This window comes from Microbacterium sp. CBA3102, assembly GCF_007954505.1.
Taxonomy (GTDB): domain Bacteria; phylum Actinomycetota; class Actinomycetes; order Actinomycetales; family Microbacteriaceae; genus Microbacterium; species Microbacterium aurugineum.
Genome location: NZ_CP042412.1, coordinates 739245 through 757531, shown reverse-complemented (window position 1 = coordinate 757531; position 18287 = coordinate 739245). Strand labels below are relative to the sequence as shown.

Here is an 18287-nt window from a genome sequence, read left to right as displayed (position 1 = left end):
GGGTGAATCCGTCAGTCGACGGGAGGTTCGCCCGGTGAGCCGATCTTGATGGACGCGGAACCGTCGGGCAGGATCGCGATGGTGCCGTTGAGCTGGAACGGCACGTCTTCCGATACGGGGTCGATGGAGCCGTCGAAGAGCGACTGGATCTCGACTTCGACGTGCGCGACGGCATCGGTCGTGGGAATCTGCCACTGTCCGCCGTCGGGCGTGACCGTGACCTGAGGCTGCGTCGCGATGGACCACTTCGGCGGCGACGAGATGCGGTCCGTGACCCGCAGGCCGAAGGGGCAGGCGGTCGGCAGGAGCACGTCCTGCGTGGTGCACGCGGTGAGGAACTCCTCGACCCGCTGCTGCACGACCTCGACGAATTCGTCTGTCGGCGTGGTCTGCACATCGAGTGGAGTGACGGCGAGCGGGGTGTCCGCGAGCACACCGTGTCCGGAGGCCGTCGCGATCGGGGTGTCCACCGTCACGGCGTACAGTCCCGGGGTGAACACGAGCAGCGGCAGCGGTTCGATCGCGTCGGCCTCGGCGCCCGCTGCGGACACCTGCCGTCGGTCGACCTCGAAGCCGTTCACGGCGAACTGATCCACGCCGCGGACCGTGAGCTCGACGACGGCCAGCGGACTCTCCGCGAAGCGCCAGTTCGGGGTGACGCCCGCCCAGCCGTCCTGTTCGATCAGGAAGGTGCTGGTGCCGGCGTGACCGCTCGCCTCGTAGCTGACCGTGACGGCGGTGCCGCCTTCGGCCTGCTCCTCCGACTCCACCTTCACATCGGTCAGCGGTGCGAGTGCGGCGCGGCGCAGCATGGCCTCGGACGCGGTCGGGTCGATGCCGGACTCCTCGAGGATCTCGCGGTCGATCGCGACGCCGGGCACCCGTAGTGCGTCCGCGGCGCGTCCGGAGGAGAGCAGGTCGAGGTAGCGGGTCACGAACGCGGACGGGCCGTAGAACTGCTGGTACAGCGTGGCGCCTCCGGCACCGATCGCTGCGACGAGCATGAGCCCGACCACCGCGAGCATCGCGAGATCGACGCCCAGGCGTGACCGCCGGGGCGCGCTCGACCTGGCCCGCTCCATGGCGCCAGTCTAGGAGTGCGTCCTGGGGGGACGCCGAGCGTCGGCGGCCGGGCGCGGATGCCGGGACATAGCATGGGTGGCGCCCCGTTTTCCGTCCACTGCCCCTGTGAGTGCCGTGTCCCTTCCCGCCCTGTCCGAGGAGCAGCAAGAGCTGTTCCGGCTCATCGAGGACACCGGCGAGCACGTCTTCATCACCGGTCGCGCCGGCACCGGGAAGTCGACGTTGCTGCAGCACTTCGCCTGGAACACGAAGAAGCAGATCGCCATCTGCGCTCCGACGGGCGTCGCGGCGCTCAACGTCGAGGGCCAGACGATCCACTCCCTCTTCCGTCTGCCGATCGGTCTGATCGGCGACGCCGACATCGACCAGAACGACGCGACCCGGCGCATCCTGAACGCCATCGAGACGCTGGTGATCGACGAGATCTCGATGGTCAACGCCGACCTGATGGACGCGATCGATCGCTCCCTGCGCCAGGCCAGGGGGCGCAGGGGGGAACCCTTCGGCGGTGTCCAGGTCGTCATGTTCGGTGACCCCTACCAGCTCGCTCCCGTCCCGCCCCGCGGCGACGAGGCCCGCTACGTCCAGGACCACTACCGCTCGTTCTGGTTCTTCGATGCCAAGGTCTGGGCGGGGGGATCGGGGCTCTCCGACCAGGAGGGGCTGTTCCAGGTCGATACCCGTGCCGAACTGCACGTGCGGGAGCTGGTGCAGATCCACCGGCAGTCCGACGACGGCTTCAAATCGATGCTCAACGCCGTGCGCTACGGCCGCGTCACGGCGGAGATCGCGGGCGTGCTGAACACGCAGGGACGACGCACGCCCCCGGAGCCGGAGCCGGGCGAGGTGCCCATGATCACCCTCGCGACGCGCAACGACATCGTGAACAAGATCAACAGCCAGCACCTGAGTGCGCTGCCCGGCAAGGAGCAGACCGCGCGGGCCGAGGTGAGCGGCGACTTCGGACGCGGTGAAGCCGCCCTGCCCGCCGAGAGCGAACTGAAGCTGAAGGTCGGGGCGCAGGTGATGTTCCTGCGCAACGACACCGCCATGTCCGGCGAGCCGCCGCGCTGGGTGAACGGCACCATCGGCACGGTGACGCGCATCCTCGGCAGCGCTGTGCGCGTCGACATCGACGGCGAGGAGGTCGACGTCGAGCCCGCCGTGTGGGAGCGATTCCGCTACGCCTACGACCAGAACACCAAGAAGCTCACCCGCGACGTGGTCGCCGAGTTCACCCAGTTCCCGCTGCGTCTCGCCTGGGCGGTCACGATCCACAAGTCGCAGGGCAAGACGTATGAGCGGGCGATCATCGACCTCGGATCCGGGGCGTTCGCGCCGGGGCAGACGTACGTGGCGTTGAGTCGACTGACGTCCCTGGACGGCCTGTACCTGTCACGCGACCTACGGCCACGGGACATCCGGGTGGACGAAGACGTGCGCCGGTTCATGCGCGACGCCTGGCTGGCGGCATCGACGCCCGAGCTGCCGAAGACCTGACGGAAGAGGGATCAGGCGGCGGCGCGGGCCCGGTCGAGGTCCTCGAAGAGCTCGGTGTTGAATCGATAGGCGAGGAGCACCTCGTCGATCACACGCTCACGCTCCGCGTCGTCCCACGGGGCGGCGTCGAGCTGCTCGCGGTAGACGTCCTTGAATGCGGACGGGTCGGCGATGTCGTCGAACAGGTAGAACCCGATGCCGTTCGTCTCGAAGCCGAACCGACGGGCCATCACCCGGCCGATGAAGATCCCGCCGGAGAGGTCGCCGAGATAGCGGGTGTAGTGGTGGGCGATGAAGCCGCCCGCCCACGTGGCACCCACCTGGCGGATGCGCTCGACGTAGCGCACGGTGGTGGGCAGCGGCACGATCTGCTCGCGCCAGTCGCCACCGAGCAGGAACTCCAGGTCGGCTTCCAGCGCGGGGAGTCGCGTGAGCTTGTCGCTGAGGAAGACCGCCGCCACCGGATCCTGCCGCATGCGCTCGGCGGCTCCTTCGAGCGCTTCGTAGATGAAGTAGTGCTGCGCGACGAGGGAGATGTAGTCCTCGCGTGAGCCCTCGCCCTTCAGGAGGTCGGACATGAAGCCGGCGGTCTCGCTGCGGGAGTGCGATCCCGACGAGCGCTCGCGCAGGGCGGCGGAGAAGGAGAGGATCTCGGGCATGTGCCTAGTGTAAGGGTTGCCTTACCTCGTGCGGTAGTGGCGGTGCCGAGTCGGATGTGGGACGGGCCGCGTCCGAGTCGTTCAGGCGTGCGGGCGAGGCTCGACCCCGAGGCGCGCGCAGGCCTCGTCGTAGAGCGCCACGACCTCGCGGCGCACAGCGGGGCGATCCGTGATGGGTCCGCCGGGCCACGGGACGCGCAGTTCGGAGGGTTCGCCGTCGACGGTGATCTCCCAGACGCCGCCGTCGCCGTCGAATCCGGTCATCACGGAGGCGGTGACGTCGGCGGAGCCCTCGGCGAAGGCGCGGGCGATCAAGAGGTTGTCATCGGTGTGGTCACCGTTCATGTGGCGCAGGACAGCGGCGATCACGTCGGCATCGAAGAAGTGGGGCACGTTTCTCACCCTATGTGCGCGCAAAGGCGCCCGGCGCGATGCCGTCTTTCAGGAAGGGCGTTCTAGACTCGGGAGATACATCCTCGGGGGTTCCTTCATGCAGCTTCTCTCGTCGCGCCGTTGGCGTGCCGCTGCGGCCAGTGCGGCCGCGCTCGCTCTCGTCCTCACCGGATGCTCATCCGAGGATTCCTTCAGCTACACGCCACCGGCTCAGGTCGACGGCGCTCTGCCCGATGACACGGTCGCTTCGATGCAGGCCGCGGTCGACAATGCGCTCGTCGCTTCCGGGGCGACCGGGGCGATCGTCGGGGTCTGGGTGCCCTGGAGCGGCAGCTGGGTCACCGCCGTCGGCACGCAGGACCGTGACGGCGGTGGAGAGGTCTCCACCGACATGTCCTTCCGCATCGCCGACGTGACGCGTCTGATGGCGTGCGACGTGCTCTACGCCCTCGCCGATGAGGGAACGCTCGAACTCGATGCGAACGTCGCCGACTACGTCTCCGGGGTCGCTGACATGCGGGAACAGGGTGTCACGCTCCTCGACCTGTGCAACGGCACCAGCGGCGCCGGTTCGTCCGAGCCGACCACCAAGAGCGCTCTGTTGAACACACCGGACCGCATCTGGGCGCCGCTGGAGCTCGCGGGCTACGGACTGGCGCGCCCTCGTGTCGACCCGGGCACCACCTTCCGCGATTCGGATGCGGGGTATCTCCTGCTCGGCCTCGCCCTCGAGCGCGCCACCGGGATGACCGCGTCCGAGCTGATCGCCGAGTACGTCACCGACCCGCTCGAGCTCACGGCCACGTCGCTCCCCGGCCCCGCTCCGGCTGCTCCCGGTGACGACCCGATGAAGGGGCACTTCCTCCCCGCGGTCGAGGGTGGATTCACCTGCGCCGCCCCCAACGACATCACCACGATCTCGTCGAGCTCGGGATTCACCGATTCCGGCGCCGTCTCGACCATCGACGACCTCGGTCGCTACATCCAGGCCGAAGCCCGCGACGCGCTGCGTGGTGCCGACGCTGAGCCGGCGCGCTTCGGCTCCCCGCTGCCGGCCGCGGAAGACGGTCCTTCCTGGTACCAGGCCACCGGTGGCGCCTATCTCGTGGGGTCGATGATCGGCCAGCACGGCTGGGTCCCCGGCTATGCCACCTCGGCGTACTCCGACCCGGCGACCGGGTTCACCATCGCCGTCGTGCTGAACGACTCGACGGCGGGGTCGCGCTTCGCGCAGCAGCTCTCGTGGGAACTCGCGGCGATCGCCTCGAAGGCGCCGGCTGCGTCCGGGCAGACCGCGCCGGAGTTCGGGCTCCCCTTCACCGCGGAGCAGTACCACCAGTCCATCACGGACGCTGCCATCACCTGCGTCGAGCCGCCTGCGGAGTGACCACCGCCGCACGAGGGTGACACTGGCGGAAACCGTTCGGTCGTTGTCCGTGCAGCGGCTTGGCGCGGGGGCGGATCCCGGCGAGCATGGGGCGCATGGCCTCTTCCGACACCGTCCTGCTCGTCATCGACGCGCAGGAGTCCTTCCGTGCTCGCGCCGACGACTGGGCGGAGACCGCCAACCCCGCCGTGCTCGACAACATCGCCCTCCTGGTCGCCGACGCCCGCGGGCGTGGTGAGCGGGTGGTGTGGATCACTCATTCCGAGCCCGGCTCCGGCGGCGTGTTCGACCCCGCGCAGGGGTTCGTGCGGGTGATCGACGAGCTCGGTCCCCTCGACTCGGAGGATGCGGTCACCAAGACCACGATCAACTCCTTCCTCTCGATGGATCTCGACGAGCGGTTGCGGAGCGCCGGCGTGCGACGGGTCGTCATCTGCGGCATCCGGACGGAGCAATGCTGCGAGACGACCGCTCGTGCGGCCGCTGATCTCGGCTACGAGGTGGACTTCGTGACGGACGCGACGACCACCTCCGCGATCCCGGCCTCGGGGCCGTTGGCCGCGGTCTCGGGCGAGGACATCATGCGTCGCACCGAGAGCATCCTCGCCGCTCGCGGATTCGCGACGATCATCCGCACGAGCGATCGCACGGGGATTGCGGCCGCTCGCTGAGGAGGACGTGCGTCGGATCGGTCGGGTGCTCCGTGATCACGCCCATCCGGTACGGTAGTGGCCCTACGTGAACCGACTCGCGCGACGACGATTTCGGAGGGTGTCCATTGCAGCACGATCGCCGCGGACTGCCCGCGCTCGCCGTTCGCTGGTCAGCCCCATGACTCCGGTACCTCGTCGCACGCTCCTCGTCGGATACGGGAAGCTCGGCGCGCGACTCGCCGCACGTCTCCTCGCCGACGACGGCGAGGTCTTCGCCCTGCGGCGGAGCACCGGTTCCCTGCCGGCGGGCGTGATCGGACTCTCCGCCGATCCGTCTCATCCGCTCGATTCGCCCCTTCCGGTCGTTGACGCGATGGTGATCACGCTGCCGCCCAGCGGCGTGAGCTCGGGGTACCGCACCGCGTTGACGAATCTGAGGGACGCACTGCCCGTGCTGCCGGCGCGCACCGTGTTCGTGTCGTCGACGCGAGTGTTCGAGGGAGCTGCGGCAGATCATCCGTTGACCGAACAGGATGTCCCCGCACCGACGAGTGCGCGATCACAGGAGCTGTACGACGGGGAGCAGGCGGCCGTCGCGCTGTTCTCCGCCGTGATCGTGCGCCCCGCGGGGATCTACGGGCCGAGTCGGGAGTTCCTCCTGCGGAAGGTGCGCGAGGGCGCTGCCGTGGACCACGCCCGGCGTACGAATCGGATCCATGAGGTCGATCTGGTGCGGACGCTCGACCTGCTGGTGCGGAGGGAGGGACCGCCGCCGCTCTTGCACGCGGTGGACGAGCGGCCCGCACCTCTCGCCGAGGTCGTCGCGTTCATCGCCGGGAAGCTGGGCGTGGAGGTGCCGCCGGATGTGGCGTCCGGCGGTCCGAGCGGGGTCGTCCATGACGGGACGCTGCTGCGATCCGTGCTGGGCCACCTCGAGTACCCGACCTTCGAAGCGGGATACGCCGAGATGATCGCCGAGGACTCGATGCCGCGCCCGTAGCCTGGGGGGATGACGAACACACTCGCACGGACGGCTGCCGAGGTCGTCGACTGGCGCCGCCGCGTCTTCGCTCTCTACGCCGCCGTGCGTCTCTCCGATTCGCCGGAGGACGCACATGAGCTGTGGCGGATCGAACGGGATGAGCTCATGCTGCATCATCCGGCGACGCCGCTGCTCGCCGAGGATCGTTCCGCGTTCGAGGGGTTGCCGATCGCCTCGTACGACCCGGAGTGGCGCTTCGAGCTGCCGGTCCTCCCCGCCGACCCCGGCGGCTTCGACTTCGCGACCGGCACCGACGGCGTCGTGCCCTTCGAGCGCGTGGGTCGCGTCGAGATCCCGGACGCCGGATCACTCGACGTCTGGCGGCTCACGTCCTACGGCGGAGGGCTGTTCATCCCGGTGCGCGACGCCCTCGCGGGGCGCCCGGGCGGCACCTACGGCGGTGGCCGCTATCTGATCGACACGATCAAGGGAGCCGACCTCGGATCCGATGCCGAGCGAGGGACGATCGTGCTCGACTTCAACTTCGCCTACAACCCGTCCTGCGCCTATGACCCCGCCTGGGCCTGCCCGCTCGCGCAACCCGGCAACGTGACGGCGGTGCCGATCCCGGTGGGGGAGATGTACGGGGTCGACAGCGCCTGATCTCTCGCTTCGGACGTCGCTCAGGCCGGTCGCGCGGTCGACTCGCGCACGACGAGCTCCGGCTGGAACACCACGCGCTCGGGATCGGACTTGCCGCCTGCCTCGCGCAGCATCAGGTCGACGGCCGTGTAGCCGATCAGCTCGGCGGGCTGGCGGATCGACGAGAGCGGGACGACGGCCGCCGCGGCGAAGTCGATGTCGTCGTATCCGATGAGCGCGATCTCGTCGGGGACCCGGATGCTGCTCCGCATCATGAGCGCCTGCAGCACGCCCATCGCGAGCAGGTCGTTCGCGGCGAAGACGGCATCGGGGCGGTCCTCCGGCGCGCGGGCGCTGAGGGCGTCGCCCGCGGCGCGACCGGCGAGCACGCTGAGGGAATCGGTCAGGATGACTTCGAGCGAGACTCCGGCCTCGTTGGCCGCTCGGCTGGCTCCCTCGAGACGGTCGACCACCTGGCGGATGCCCATCGGCCCGCCCACGAAGGCGATGCGTCGTCGCCCCTGGGCCGCGAGGTGCTGCACGGCGAGGTAGCCGCCGCCGACATCGTCGACGGAGACCGACGAGAAGCTCTCGTCGGCGACTTCGCGGTCGACGAGCACCACGGTCGTGCCTCGGTCACGCAGGCGGCGCAGACGCGGGAGGTCGTCGGCGAGGGGGGAGATGAGGAGACCGGCGATGCGCTGCTCCTCGAACAGGTCGATATAGGCACGCTCGCGCTCCGCCTTCTCATCGCTGTTGCCGAGCATGACCGTCATCCTGGCCTCGGCCGCGCGTTCCTCCGCGCCCCGGGCGATGTCGGTGAAGAAGGGGTTGCGCACATCGAGCACGACGAGGCCGATCGAGCGGCTGTGGCCTGCTCTGAGCTGCCGGGCCGCATCGTTGCGCACGAAGCCGAGTTTCTCGATGGCGGCCGTGACGCGTTCCACCGTGGCGGGGGAGACCTTGTCCGGATGGTTCAGCACATTCGAGACGGTCCCGACGGAGACGGATGCGGCGAGAGCGACATCTCGAACACTGACGACCACGGCGTCTTCCTTCCCGCGGGACCGCGAAACCTGTCCCTGAAACGTACCATCGACCATCCCATGACTTGACAGCAGGTCACCGAGGGTCGTAACTTACAGATGCGCCATCCTTTAAAACGATTCAATCCGCAGGGATGATCCTGCAGTTTAGGTCCGATCAATGACGATTCCCTCTGGGGCTCCCGGCTCTCCGCCGGCGCTCGAACTCCGCGACATCCGAAAGTCCTTCGGTGCGGTGGTCGCTCTCCGTTCTGGGACTCTCTCCGTCGCCGGCGGATCCATCCACGCGTTGGTCGGCGAGAACGGTGCGGGCAAGTCGACCCTCGTGAAGATCGTCGCAGGGCTTTACCAGCGCGACGGCGGGATCTTCCGTTTCCATGGCGAAGACGTGGACTTCACGTCGACCGCGCAGTCCAAGAGCGCGGGCGTCGCCGTGATCTACCAGGAGCCGACGCTCTTCCCCGACCTGTCCGTCACCGAGAACATCTTCATGGGTCGTCAGCCCACGGGGCGCTTCGGGCGCATCGACCGCAGGGCCATGCGGCACGAGGTCGAGCGCCTCTTCACTCGACTCGGCGTGACGATCGATCCCGATCGTCCGGCAGAAGGTCTGTCGATCGCCGACCAGCAGGTCATCGAGATCGCCAAGGCCGTCTCCCTCGACGCGAGTCTGCTCGTCATGGATGAGCCCACGGCCGCGCTGTCCGGTGTCGAGGTCGAGCGCCTCTTCACGATCGCGCGCAGTCTTCGCGACGAGGGCCGCGCGCTCATCTTCATCTCGCACCGCTTCGACGAGGTGTTCGCGCTCTGCGACACCGTCACGGTCATGCGCGACGGTGCCTACATCGCCACCAGCGCGATCGCCGACACCTCGGTCGAGGAGATCGTGCACCAGATGGTCGGCCGCGAGGTGACCGAGTTGTTTCCCAAACAGGAGACCACCGTCGGCGCCCCGCTGCTCGAAGTCGAGAACCTCACCAGCCCCGGTGTCTTCCACGACATCTCCTTCACCGTGCGCGCAGGGGAGATCGTGGGCCTGGCCGGTCTGGTCGGCGCGGGGCGCAGCGAGGTGGCTCGTGCCGTCTTCGGGGTCGACCCCTACCGCGAGGGCGCGGTCACGATGCAGGGCGTGCCCATCCCGCGTGGTCGTCCCACCGACGCCATGCGCGCCGGCCTCGCGCTCGTGCCGGAAGACCGCCGCAAGCAAGGTCTCGTGATCGAATCGGGCGTCGGCAGCAACATCACCCTCTCGATCCGCCGCCAGCTCGCGAAGCTGGGGTTCCTCACCGCCGGAATGGAGAACCGTGCCGCCCGGGAGTGGGCGACCAGGCTCGAGGTCAAGACGCACGCCCTCGACACCGTTGCCGCCACACTCTCCGGCGGCAATCAGCAGAAGGTCGTCCTCGCGAAGTGGCTCGCCACGCAGCCGAAGGTCCTCATCATCGACGAACCCACCCGTGGGATCGACGTCGGCACCAAATCCGAGGTGCACCGGCTGCTCTCCGAGCTCGCAGGGCAGGGCATGGGAATCCTCATGATCTCGTCCGAGCTTCCGGAGGTGTTGGGAATGGCCGACCGCGTCCTCGTCATGCGCGAGGGGCGGATCACCGCAGAGATCGCCCGCTCGGAGGCCACTTCCGAGAACGTCATGTACGCCGCGACGCACGCATCGGAGCTCTCCTCGTGACCACCGCAATCCCCGTCTCCTCGATGACGAAGAGGCTCTCCGCGCTCGGCCGGGCGCGGGAGTTCGGAATCCTCCTCGCCCTGGCGCTCGTGATCGTGGCCGCCACGACGAACAACTCGAACTTCCTGTTCAGCCCTGACGGGTGGCGCGACCTGCTGCTCACGCCGTCGATCCTCGTGCTCGTCGCGGTCGGGCAGGCGATCGTCCTCATCACGCGCAACGTCGACCTCTCGGTCGGCTCGGTCATGGGACTCACCGCGTACCTCACCGGTCGCCTGTTCATCGACGTCCCCGGCATTCCGATCGTGATCGTCGTGGTGGCCGCGGTCGTGTTCGGAGCTCTCCTCGGACTCATCAACGGCGCGCTGGTCGCCTTCGCCAAGGTGCCGGCGATGGTGATCACCCTCGGCACGCTCTACGCCTACCGCGGCATCAACGTGCTGTGGACCGGAAGTGACCGGGTGAACGCCTCGGACATGCCGAAGGACTTCTTGGCGCTCGGCACCGGGCAGCTCGTCGGCATCCCGATCCTCACGATCGTGGCCCTCATCGTCCTGGCCGCGGCCGCCTGGTACATGAAGAACACACGCGGTGGCCGCGAGTACTACGCGATCGGCTCGGATCCGGCAGCAGCGGAGTTGTACGGCCTCCGCGTCACGCGCCGCGTGCTGACCGCCTTCGTCGTGTCCGGTGCTCTCGCGGGGCTCGCCGGAGTGTTCTACGCCGCCCGCTACGGCACCATCAACTCGCAGGCCGGAGCCGGGTGGGAGCTCGATGCGGTCGGGGCGGCCGTGATCGGTGGCGTCGCGATCACGGGCGGCATCGGCTCGGTGTGGGGCGCGGCGATCGGTGCGGTGCTCCTGCTCACGATCAACCGAGCTCTCCCCATCCTCGGCATCCCCGACTTCTGGCAGCGCGCCGTCGTCGGCCTCCTGATCATCGGCGCGATCGTGCTCGACCGCGTCCTCGCCGTCCGGCAGAAACGACGGCTCATCGAAGCGAGGGACCAGTCATGACCGCCGCGACCACGACGACCACGACCACCCGGATCATCCGAGACTTCGACAAGCCGCTCTGGCGCCGTGTCCTCCTCACCAGGGAGATGGCGATCGTCGCCCTGCTCCTCTTCGTCGTCATCGTCTCCGCGAGCACGGTCCGCGGCTTCGGTCAGCCGATCACTCTCACCTACCTGCTCCTCGACATCGCCCCGATCCTGTTGATCGCCCTTCCGATGACGCTCGTGATGATCACCGGCGAGATCGACCTGTCGGTGGGCAGCATGGTCGGCCTCTCCAGCGTCGTCACCGGCGCGTTGGTCCAGGGTGGGATCCCCTTCGAAGTCGCGGCCCTCGCTGCGCTGCTCGTGGGTCTGGTCGGCGGAGCCTTCAACGGGTTCCTCGTGACCGTGGTCGGGCTGCCGTCGCTCGCCGTCACGATCGGAACGCTCGCGCTGTTCCGCGGCCTCGCGGTCGGCCTCCTCGGCACGGCGGCGGTCACCGAGTTCCCGGAGTTCTGGACCGACCTCGCCAAGGCGAAGATCGCGGGCACGACGGTTCCGGTGGTCATGATCCCGTTCCTGATCCTGCTGGTGGCGTTCATCCTGTTGCTGCACTACACGCCTTTCGGACGTGGCGTGTACGCGATCGGCCTGGCGAAGGATGCCGCTCGATTCTCCGGCGTGCACGTGGAGCGGACGAAGTTCATCCTCTTCGCGCTCTCCGGACTGGTCGCCGCGTTCGCCGGGGTGTTCTACACGCTCCGTTACGGCAGCGCCCGCGGTGACAACGCCACCGGCCTGGAGCTGCAGGTGATCGCCGCGGTCGTCCTCGGCGGTGTGTCGGTGTTCGGCGGGCGGGGCAAGATCTACGGGGTCGTCGCCGCCGCGCTCCTCATCGGCTCGCTGGCCAGTGCGCTGCGTCTGATGAACGTGACCTCCGATGTGATCAACATCATCACCGGCGCCCTGCTGATCGTCTCGGTCGTGGCCGCGAGCTTCCTCGCCTGGCTGCAGAAGGCCCGGCGCAGACCAGGGCGTTCGACCACCGGCGCCACCTCCACAGCTTCATGACGCCGACGCCGCACTCGCGGCACCTCACGAAAGGAACAGAACAATGATGTTTGCACGCAAGCGTGTGACCGCGGTCGCCGCCCTCGCGGTGGCCGCAGCGGTCGCCCTCTCCGGATGCGCGAGCACCGGCGGTGACGACGGCGGCGACAGCGGCGGCGACGGCAACCTCGCCATCACCTTCCTGCCCAAAAACCTCGGAAACCCCTACTTCGACACGTCGAGCAAGGGTGGCAAGGCGGCCGTCGAGGAGTTCGGCGGCACGTTCGCTGAGGTCGGACCGGCCGAGGCCACTCCCGACGCACAGGTCAGCTACATCAACACGGCCACCCAGCAGGGCGTCGGAGCGCTCGTCGTCTCGGCGAACGACCCGAAGGCGATCTGCGACGCGCTGAACGAGGCACGCGACGCCGGCGTGAAGGTCGTAACCTTCGACTCCGACACCAACCCGGAGTGCCGCGATGTCTTCATCAACCAGGCGGACTCCGAGGGCATCGCGAAGGTCCAGGTCGACCAGATCGCCGAGCAGATCGGCGGTGCCGGAGAGATCGCGATCCTCTCCGCCTCGGCGAACGCGACGAACCAGAACGCCTGGATCGACCTGATGGAGGACTACCTCGTCAGCGACTACCCGGACATCACCCTCGTCGAGACCGTCTATGGTGACGACGACGACCAGACGTCGTTCGACAAGACCGCGGCGCTGCTGCAGACGCACCCCGACTTGAAGGGGATCATCTCGCCCACCACGGTCGGCATCGCCGCGGCGGCCCGCTACCTGTCCACCTCGGACTACAAGGGCAAGGTCTCGCTGACCGGTCTCGGCACCCCGAACCAGATGCGCGAGTACGTCGAGGACGGCACTGTCACGTCGTTCGCGCTGTGGAACCCGGAAGACCTCGGCTATCTGGCGGCCTTCGCGGCCCAGGCTCTCATCGAGGGCGACATCACGGGTGAGAAGGGTGACACCTTCACCGCAGGCGACCTCGGCGAGTACACGGTCGGAGACGACGGCGTCGTGCTGCTCGGCGACCCGTTCGTGTTCGACGCCGACAACATCGGTGAGTTCGACTTCTGATGATCATCGAACGCCCGGTCGGCAGGGTGTCGACCGGGCGTTCACAGAAAGGCAGGGATGATGCGCGTGTGCGTGAAGCTCCAGGTGCGACCCGAGCTTCTGGAGGAGTATCGCGAGCGTCATGCGCCCGTGTGGCCGGAGATGCTCGCCGAGATCGCGGCGGCCGGACGCCGCAACTACTCGCTCTTCCTCGCGCCCGACGGTGAACTCATCGGGTACTACGAGACCGACGACGACGACGCGGCTCAGGCGTATCTCGCCGCGTCGCCCATCGCCGCCCGGTGGGAGGCCGAGATGGCCCGCTTCTTCGTCGGTCTCGACGGCAGGCCGGACCAGGCCGCTCCCACACTTCCCGAGGTGTTCCACCTCGAGGACCAGCTCCCCACCTCCGGTCTCCACAACGAAAGCAGTGCATCGTGAGCATCCTCTCCCCTGAAAACCTCGCCGTCCTCGAGAAGCAGGGCATCGAGCTCCCCAGCTGGGCGTTCGGCAACTCCGGTACCCGGTTCAAGGTCTTCGGCACCCCCGGCACCCCGCGTGACCCCTGGGAGAAGATCGCCGATGCCGCGCAGGTCAACCAATACACGGCACTCGCCCCCGCCGTCGCGCTGCACATCCCGTGGGATGTGGTCGACTCGTACTCCGACCTGCGGACGTATGCCGAGGACCTGGGCGTGGCGCTCGGCACCGTCAACTCGAACACCTTCCAGGACGACGACTACAAGTTCGGTGCCCTCACGCACGAGGACGCCGCGATCCGTCGGAAGGCGATCGACCACCACCTGGCCTGCATCGACGTGATGGACGCGACCGGGAGCCGCGACCTCAAGATCTGGCTCGCCGAGGGGTCGAACTACCCCGGCCAGGCCGACCTGCGCGGGCGCCAGGACCGACTGCAGGATTCGCTGCAGAAGATCTACGACCGTCTCGGAGACGACCAGCGGCTCGTGCTGGAGTACAAGTTCTTCGAGCCCGCGTTCTACCACACCGATGTTCCGGACTGGGGCACGTCGTACGCCCAGGTGAGCGCCCTCGGCGACAAGGCGATGGTGTGCCTCGACACCGGGCATCACGCTCCCGGCACGAACATCGAGTTCATCGTGATGCAGCTGCTGCGTCTCGGCAAGCTCGGGTCGTTCGACTTCAACTCGCGCTTCTACGCCGACGACGACCTGATCGTGGGCGCGGCCGACCCGTTCCAGCTCTTCCGCATCCTCTTCGAGGTCGTGCGCGGCGGCGGTCTGAACAACCCGGACGTGGCGTTCATGCTCGACCAGTGCCACAACGTCGAGGACAAGATCCCCGGTCAGATCCGCTCGGTGCTCAATGTGCAGGAGATGACCGCACGCGCGCTGCTCGTCGACCGGGAGGCGTTGACCGCCGCGCAGAAGTCGGGCGACGTGCTGGCCGCGAACGCCGTGTTCATGGATGCGTTCTACACCGACGTGCGCCCTGCCCTGGCCGAGTGGCGGGAGTCCCGCGGGCTCGCCGCCGATCCGATGGCCGCCTACCTCGCCTCGGGATACCCGCAGAAGATCGCGGCCGACCGTGTGGGCGGCGTCCAGGCCGGCTGGGGCGCCTGAGCTCCGGCCTTCGACCCTTCGATCTTCGACCCTTCTCCCAAGGAACGACTCACATGACGAATCCGACCGCCTCCGACCTCCTCGCGCGGAGCAACCGCCTCGGCGCCGATCCGAAGAACACGAACTATGCCGGCGGGAACACCTCCGCGAAGGGCAGCGGGATCGATCCCGTGACCGGGCAGCCCGTCGAACTGCTGTGGGTGAAGGGCTCGGGCGGTGACCTGGGCACGCTCACCGAGAACGGCCTCGCGGTGCTGCGCCTGGACCGGATGCGTGCGCTCGTCGACGTGTACCCGGGCATCGAGCGTGAAGACGAGATGGTGGCCGCGTTCGACTACTGCCTGCACGGCAAGGGCGGAGCCGCGCCCTCGATCGACACCGCCATGCACGGCCTCGTCGACGCCGCGCACGTGGACCATCTGCACCCCGACTCCGGCATCGCGATCGCGACGGCGGCGGACGGCGAAGCGCTGACCCGGACGATCTTCGGGGAGAAGGTCGTCTGGGTGCCCTGGCGTCGCCCCGGCTTCCAGCTCGGCCTCGACATCGCCGAGATCAAGGCCGCGAACCCGCAGGCGATCGGATGCATCCTCGGCGGGCACGGCATCACGGCCTGGGGTGACACCTCCGACGAGGCCGAGGCGAACTCGCTGTGGATCATCGACACCGCCGCCTCGTACATCGCGGAGAACGGCGAGGCCGATCCGTTCGGCGGTGTCCGCTCCGGTTTCGAGCCTCTGCCCGAGGGAGAGCGTCGTGAACGCGCCGCCGCGCTCGCCGGGACGATCCGTGGGATCGCCTCGACGGACCGTCCGATGGTGGGCCACTTCACCGATGCCCCGGAGGTGCTCGAGTTCCTCGCCTCCGAGATGGCGCCATCCCTCGCCGCGCTGGGCACGAGCTGCCCCGATCACTTCCTGCGCACCAAGGTCAAGCCGCTCCTCCTCGACCTGCCGATCACGGCGTCCGTCGAGGAGCAGATCGCCCGTCTGCACGAGCTTCACGCGGAGTACCGCGCCGACTACCAGGCGTATTACGACGCGCACGCGACGGCGGATTCTCCGGCGATCCGCGGTGCCGATCCGCTCATCGTGCTCGTCCCCGGTGTGGGCATGTTCTCGTACGGCGCGAACAAGCAGACCGCTCGTGTCGCCGGCGAGTTCTACGTGAACGCGATCAACGTGATGCGCGGTGCCGAGGCGCTGTCGACCTACTCTCCGATCTCGGATGCCGAGAAGTTCCGTATCGAGTACTGGGCGCTGGAAGAGGCCAAGCTGCAGCGGATGCCGAAGCCGAAGTCGCATCAGGGCCGCATCGCCTTCGTCACCGGCGCCGCCTCCGGGATCGGCAAGGCCATCGCCACCCGCCTCGCGGCTGAAGGTGCGTGTGTCGTCATCGCCGACCTCGACCTCGCCAAGGCCCAGGCCGCGGCGGCCGAGCTCGGGAGCACCGATGTCGCGATCGGTGTCGCCGCGAACGTCGCCGACGCCGACGCGATCCAGGCTGCGCTGACCGATGCGGTGCTCGCGTTCGGCGGCGTCGACCTCATCGTCAACAACGCTGGACTGTCGCTCTCGAAACCTCTGCTGGAGACGACCGAGAAGGACTGGGATCTGCAGCACGATGTCATGGCGAAGGGGTCTTTCCTCGTGTCGAAGGCCGCCGCGCGCGTGCTCATCGATCAGAAGCTCGGTGGCGACATCGTCTACATCTCGTCGAAGAACTCGGTCTTCGCCGGCCCGAACAACATCGCCTACTCCGCCACGAAGGCCGACCAGGCCCATCAGGTCCGCCTGCTCGCGGTCGAGCTCGGCGAGTACGGGATCCGTGTGAACGGGATCAATCCCGACGGCGTCGTGCGTGGCTCGGGCATCTTCGCCTCCGGGTGGGGCGCGAATCGCGCCGCGACCTACGGCGTCGCCGAAGAGGACCTCGGGCAGTTCTACGCGAACCGCACGATCCTCAAGCGCGAGGTCGTCCCCGAGAACGTCGCGGACGCGGTCTACGTGCTCACCGGCCCGGAGCTCAGTCGCACCACGGGTCTGCACATCCCCGTCGACTCCGGCGTCGCCGCGGCGTTCCTGCGATGAGCGTGCGCGCCGTCGCGGCCGTCGATCTCGGTGCGACCAGCGGCCGGGTCATGATCGGGCGCGTCGGCGACGGCAGGCTCGACCTCGAGCTCGTCTCGCGGTTCCCCCACGGGTCCGTGGAGCGTGCCGACGGGCTGCACTGGGATTTCGGCGCCCTTTACGAGAACGTGCTCGAGGGGTTGGCGGAGGCCGTGCGACGCGAGCAGGCGATCGAGAGCATCGGCATCGACTCGTGGGCCGTGGACTACGGTCTGATCGCGGGCGGGGAGCTTCTCGCTGAGCCCTTCCACTACCGCGATGAGCGCACCGCGCGCGGCGTCGGCGAGGTGCACGGGAGCATCCCGTTCCCCGAGCTCTACACACGCAACGGACTGCAGTTCCTGCCCTTCAACACGCTCTACCAGTACCGGATCGACGAGAGGGTCGCGGATGCCGACACCGCGCTCCTCATCCCCGATCTGATCGCGTTCCTGCTCACAGGTGTTCGCGCCGCCGAGCGTACGAACGCCTCGACGACCGGGCTGCTCGGAGTGGGTGACGGCGAGTGGGACGTCGACCTCGCAACGCGCATCGGCATCCCGACCCGCGTCCTGCCTCCGCTTCTCGACCCCGGCGCGCTGATCGGATCGCTCCGCCCCGAACTCGCCGAGCGGATCGGCAGGACCCTCCCCGTGGTCGCGGTCGGCTCACACGACACCGCCTCTGCCGTGGTAGCGGTCCCGCTGAGCTCGCCGTCCGCCGCTTACATCTCGTGCGGCACGTGGGGCCTCGTCGGTCTGGAGCTGACCGAGCCCGTGCTGACGGAGGCCGCGCGCGAGGCGAACTTCACTCACGAGCGCGGCGTCGACGGGCGATACCGCTTCCTGCACAACGTCACCGGCCTGTGGCTGCTGAGTGAGAGCGTGCGCGCCTGGGAGGCGGAGGACGGTGCCTCGGTAGACCTGTCAGAGCTGCTCGTGGGGGCGTCCGCGGTCTCGCACCAGGTGCCGCTCTTCGATGCGAACGACCTGTCCCTCAGCGCGCCCGGTGACATGCCGTCTCGCATCGCCGCGCTGATCCGAGAGGCAGGGGCGGCTGTCCCCGCGAGTCGTGCAGCGTTCGCGCGCAGCATCGTGGAGAGCATCGCCGCGGCGTTCGCCGAGACGGTTCGGACGGCGTCCACGCTGTCGGGGCGAGAGGTCGACGTGATCCATCTCGTGGGGGGCGGATCACTCAACGCGCTCCTGTGCCAGGCGACGGCCGACCGCGCCGGCCTTCCCGTGCTGGCCGGCCCCGTCGAGGCGACCGCCCTCGGGAACGTGCTCGTGCAGTGGCGGGCTCTGGAGGGCGTGGACATCGAGCTGGAAGAGCTGCGCGCGCTGGTCGCCGCGACCCATCCGGTCCGCCGGTTCGACCCGGTCACGCCAGATCCGGGCCGGATGCTCATTCGTTAGACGCGG

Annotated in this window: 17 protein-coding genes; 13 read left to right on the top strand and 4 right to left on the bottom strand. The window is 68.5% G+C overall.

The genetic code is table 11. The features are described from left to right. Positions 1-11: 11 nt before the first annotated feature. Complete coding sequence (locus FGL91_RS03730) at positions 12-1082, bottom strand: hypothetical protein (protein WP_153243131.1); 1071 nt, start codon at positions 1080-1082, stop codon at positions 12-14. A 115-nt stretch (positions 1083-1197) separates the two neighbouring features. Between FGL91_RS03730 and FGL91_RS03725 the strand changes: the two genes are divergently transcribed. Then, positions 1198-2583 carry an ATP-dependent DNA helicase gene (locus FGL91_RS03725; protein WP_165875507.1) on the top strand — a complete coding sequence of 462 codons (1386 nt, stop codon included), beginning with the start codon at positions 1198-1200 and terminating at the stop codon, positions 2581-2583. An 11-nt stretch (positions 2584-2594) separates the two neighbouring features. Here FGL91_RS03725 and FGL91_RS03720 read toward each other — a convergent pair whose 3' ends face one another. Next, positions 2595-3242: a heme oxygenase (biliverdin-producing) gene (locus FGL91_RS03720; RefSeq protein ID WP_047524216.1), complete on the bottom strand. Its 648-nt coding sequence runs from the start codon at positions 3240-3242 to the stop codon at positions 2595-2597. An 81-nt stretch (positions 3243-3323) separates the two neighbouring features. Next, complete coding sequence (locus tag FGL91_RS03715; protein ID WP_153243130.1) at positions 3324-3635, bottom strand: DUF2470 domain-containing protein; 312 nt, start codon at positions 3633-3635, stop codon at positions 3324-3326. A gap of 97 nt (positions 3636-3732) precedes the next feature. Here FGL91_RS03715 and FGL91_RS03710 point away from each other — a divergent pair, with 97 nt between their 5' ends. The 4 genes from FGL91_RS03710 (at position 3733) to FGL91_RS03695 (ending at position 7320) form a co-directional block, all read left to right on the top strand. Further along, entirely contained in the window at positions 3733-5022 is a 1290-nt protein-coding gene (locus FGL91_RS03710; RefSeq protein ID WP_131494374.1) for a serine hydrolase domain-containing protein, read from the top strand. A 95-nt stretch (positions 5023-5117) separates the two neighbouring features. Continuing rightward, on the top strand, positions 5118-5693 hold the full coding sequence (locus tag FGL91_RS03705) for an isochorismatase family protein (RefSeq protein WP_153243129.1): 576 nt from the start codon (positions 5118-5120) through the stop codon (positions 5691-5693). A 160-nt stretch (positions 5694-5853) separates the two neighbouring features. Further along, a complete protein-coding gene (locus FGL91_RS03700) occupies positions 5854-6675 on the top strand; it encodes a sugar nucleotide-binding protein (RefSeq protein WP_153243128.1) in 822 nt (273 codons plus the stop codon). A 9-nt stretch (positions 6676-6684) separates the two neighbouring features. After that, the gene (locus FGL91_RS03695) at positions 6685-7320 is read left to right on the top strand and encodes a DUF1684 domain-containing protein (RefSeq protein ID WP_153243127.1); all 636 of its coding nucleotides are present in this window, start codon (positions 6685-6687) and stop codon (positions 7318-7320) included. A gap of 20 nt (positions 7321-7340) precedes the next feature. On the opposite strand, the gene FGL91_RS03690 is transcribed toward FGL91_RS03695, so the two are convergent. Continuing rightward, entirely contained in the window at positions 7341-8345 is a 1005-nt protein-coding gene (locus FGL91_RS03690; protein WP_047524222.1) for a LacI family DNA-binding transcriptional regulator, read from the bottom strand. A 160-nt stretch (positions 8346-8505) separates the two neighbouring features. Here FGL91_RS03690 and FGL91_RS03685 point away from each other — a divergent pair, with 160 nt between their 5' ends. Genes FGL91_RS03685 through FGL91_RS03650 form a run of 8 tightly spaced genes read left to right on the top strand, consistent with a single transcriptional unit; the run spans position 8506 to position 18281 of the window. Next, positions 8506-10032, top strand: a complete 1527-nt coding sequence (locus FGL91_RS03685; protein ID WP_153243126.1) for a sugar ABC transporter ATP-binding protein — start codon at positions 8506-8508, stop codon at positions 10030-10032. A gap of 23 nt (positions 10033-10055) precedes the next feature. Further along, a complete protein-coding gene (locus tag FGL91_RS03680) occupies positions 10056-11048 on the top strand; it encodes an ABC transporter permease (RefSeq protein ID WP_047524259.1) in 993 nt (330 codons plus the stop codon). Continuing rightward, positions 11045-12100 carry an ABC transporter permease gene (locus FGL91_RS03675; protein ID WP_153243125.1) on the top strand — a complete coding sequence of 352 codons (1056 nt, stop codon included), beginning with the start codon at positions 11045-11047 and terminating at the stop codon, positions 12098-12100. Before FGL91_RS03680 ends, FGL91_RS03675 begins: the two co-directional genes overlap by 4 nt. A 43-nt stretch (positions 12101-12143) precedes the next feature. Next, positions 12144-13175: a rhamnose ABC transporter substrate-binding protein gene (gene rhaS / locus FGL91_RS03670; protein ID WP_153243124.1), complete on the top strand. Its 1032-nt coding sequence runs from the start codon at positions 12144-12146 to the stop codon at positions 13173-13175. Between the two features lie 57 nt (positions 13176-13232). Next, the gene (locus tag FGL91_RS03665) at positions 13233-13595 is read left to right on the top strand and encodes an L-rhamnose mutarotase (RefSeq protein WP_134352473.1); all 363 of its coding nucleotides are present in this window, start codon (positions 13233-13235) and stop codon (positions 13593-13595) included. Further along, a complete protein-coding gene (gene rhaI, locus FGL91_RS03660) occupies positions 13592-14758 on the top strand; it encodes an L-rhamnose isomerase (RefSeq protein ID WP_153243123.1) in 1167 nt (388 codons plus the stop codon). The genes FGL91_RS03665 and rhaI overlap by 4 nt, the downstream gene beginning before the upstream one ends. Before the next feature lie 53 nt (positions 14759-14811). After that, positions 14812-16848, top strand: a complete 2037-nt coding sequence (locus FGL91_RS03655; RefSeq protein ID WP_153243122.1) for a bifunctional aldolase/short-chain dehydrogenase — start codon at positions 14812-14814, stop codon at positions 16846-16848. Next, complete coding sequence (locus FGL91_RS03650) at positions 16845-18281, top strand: rhamnulokinase (protein ID WP_153243121.1); 1437 nt, start codon at positions 16845-16847, stop codon at positions 18279-18281. The genes FGL91_RS03655 and FGL91_RS03650 overlap by 4 nt, the downstream gene beginning before the upstream one ends. Positions 18282-18287 lie beyond the last annotated feature (6 nt).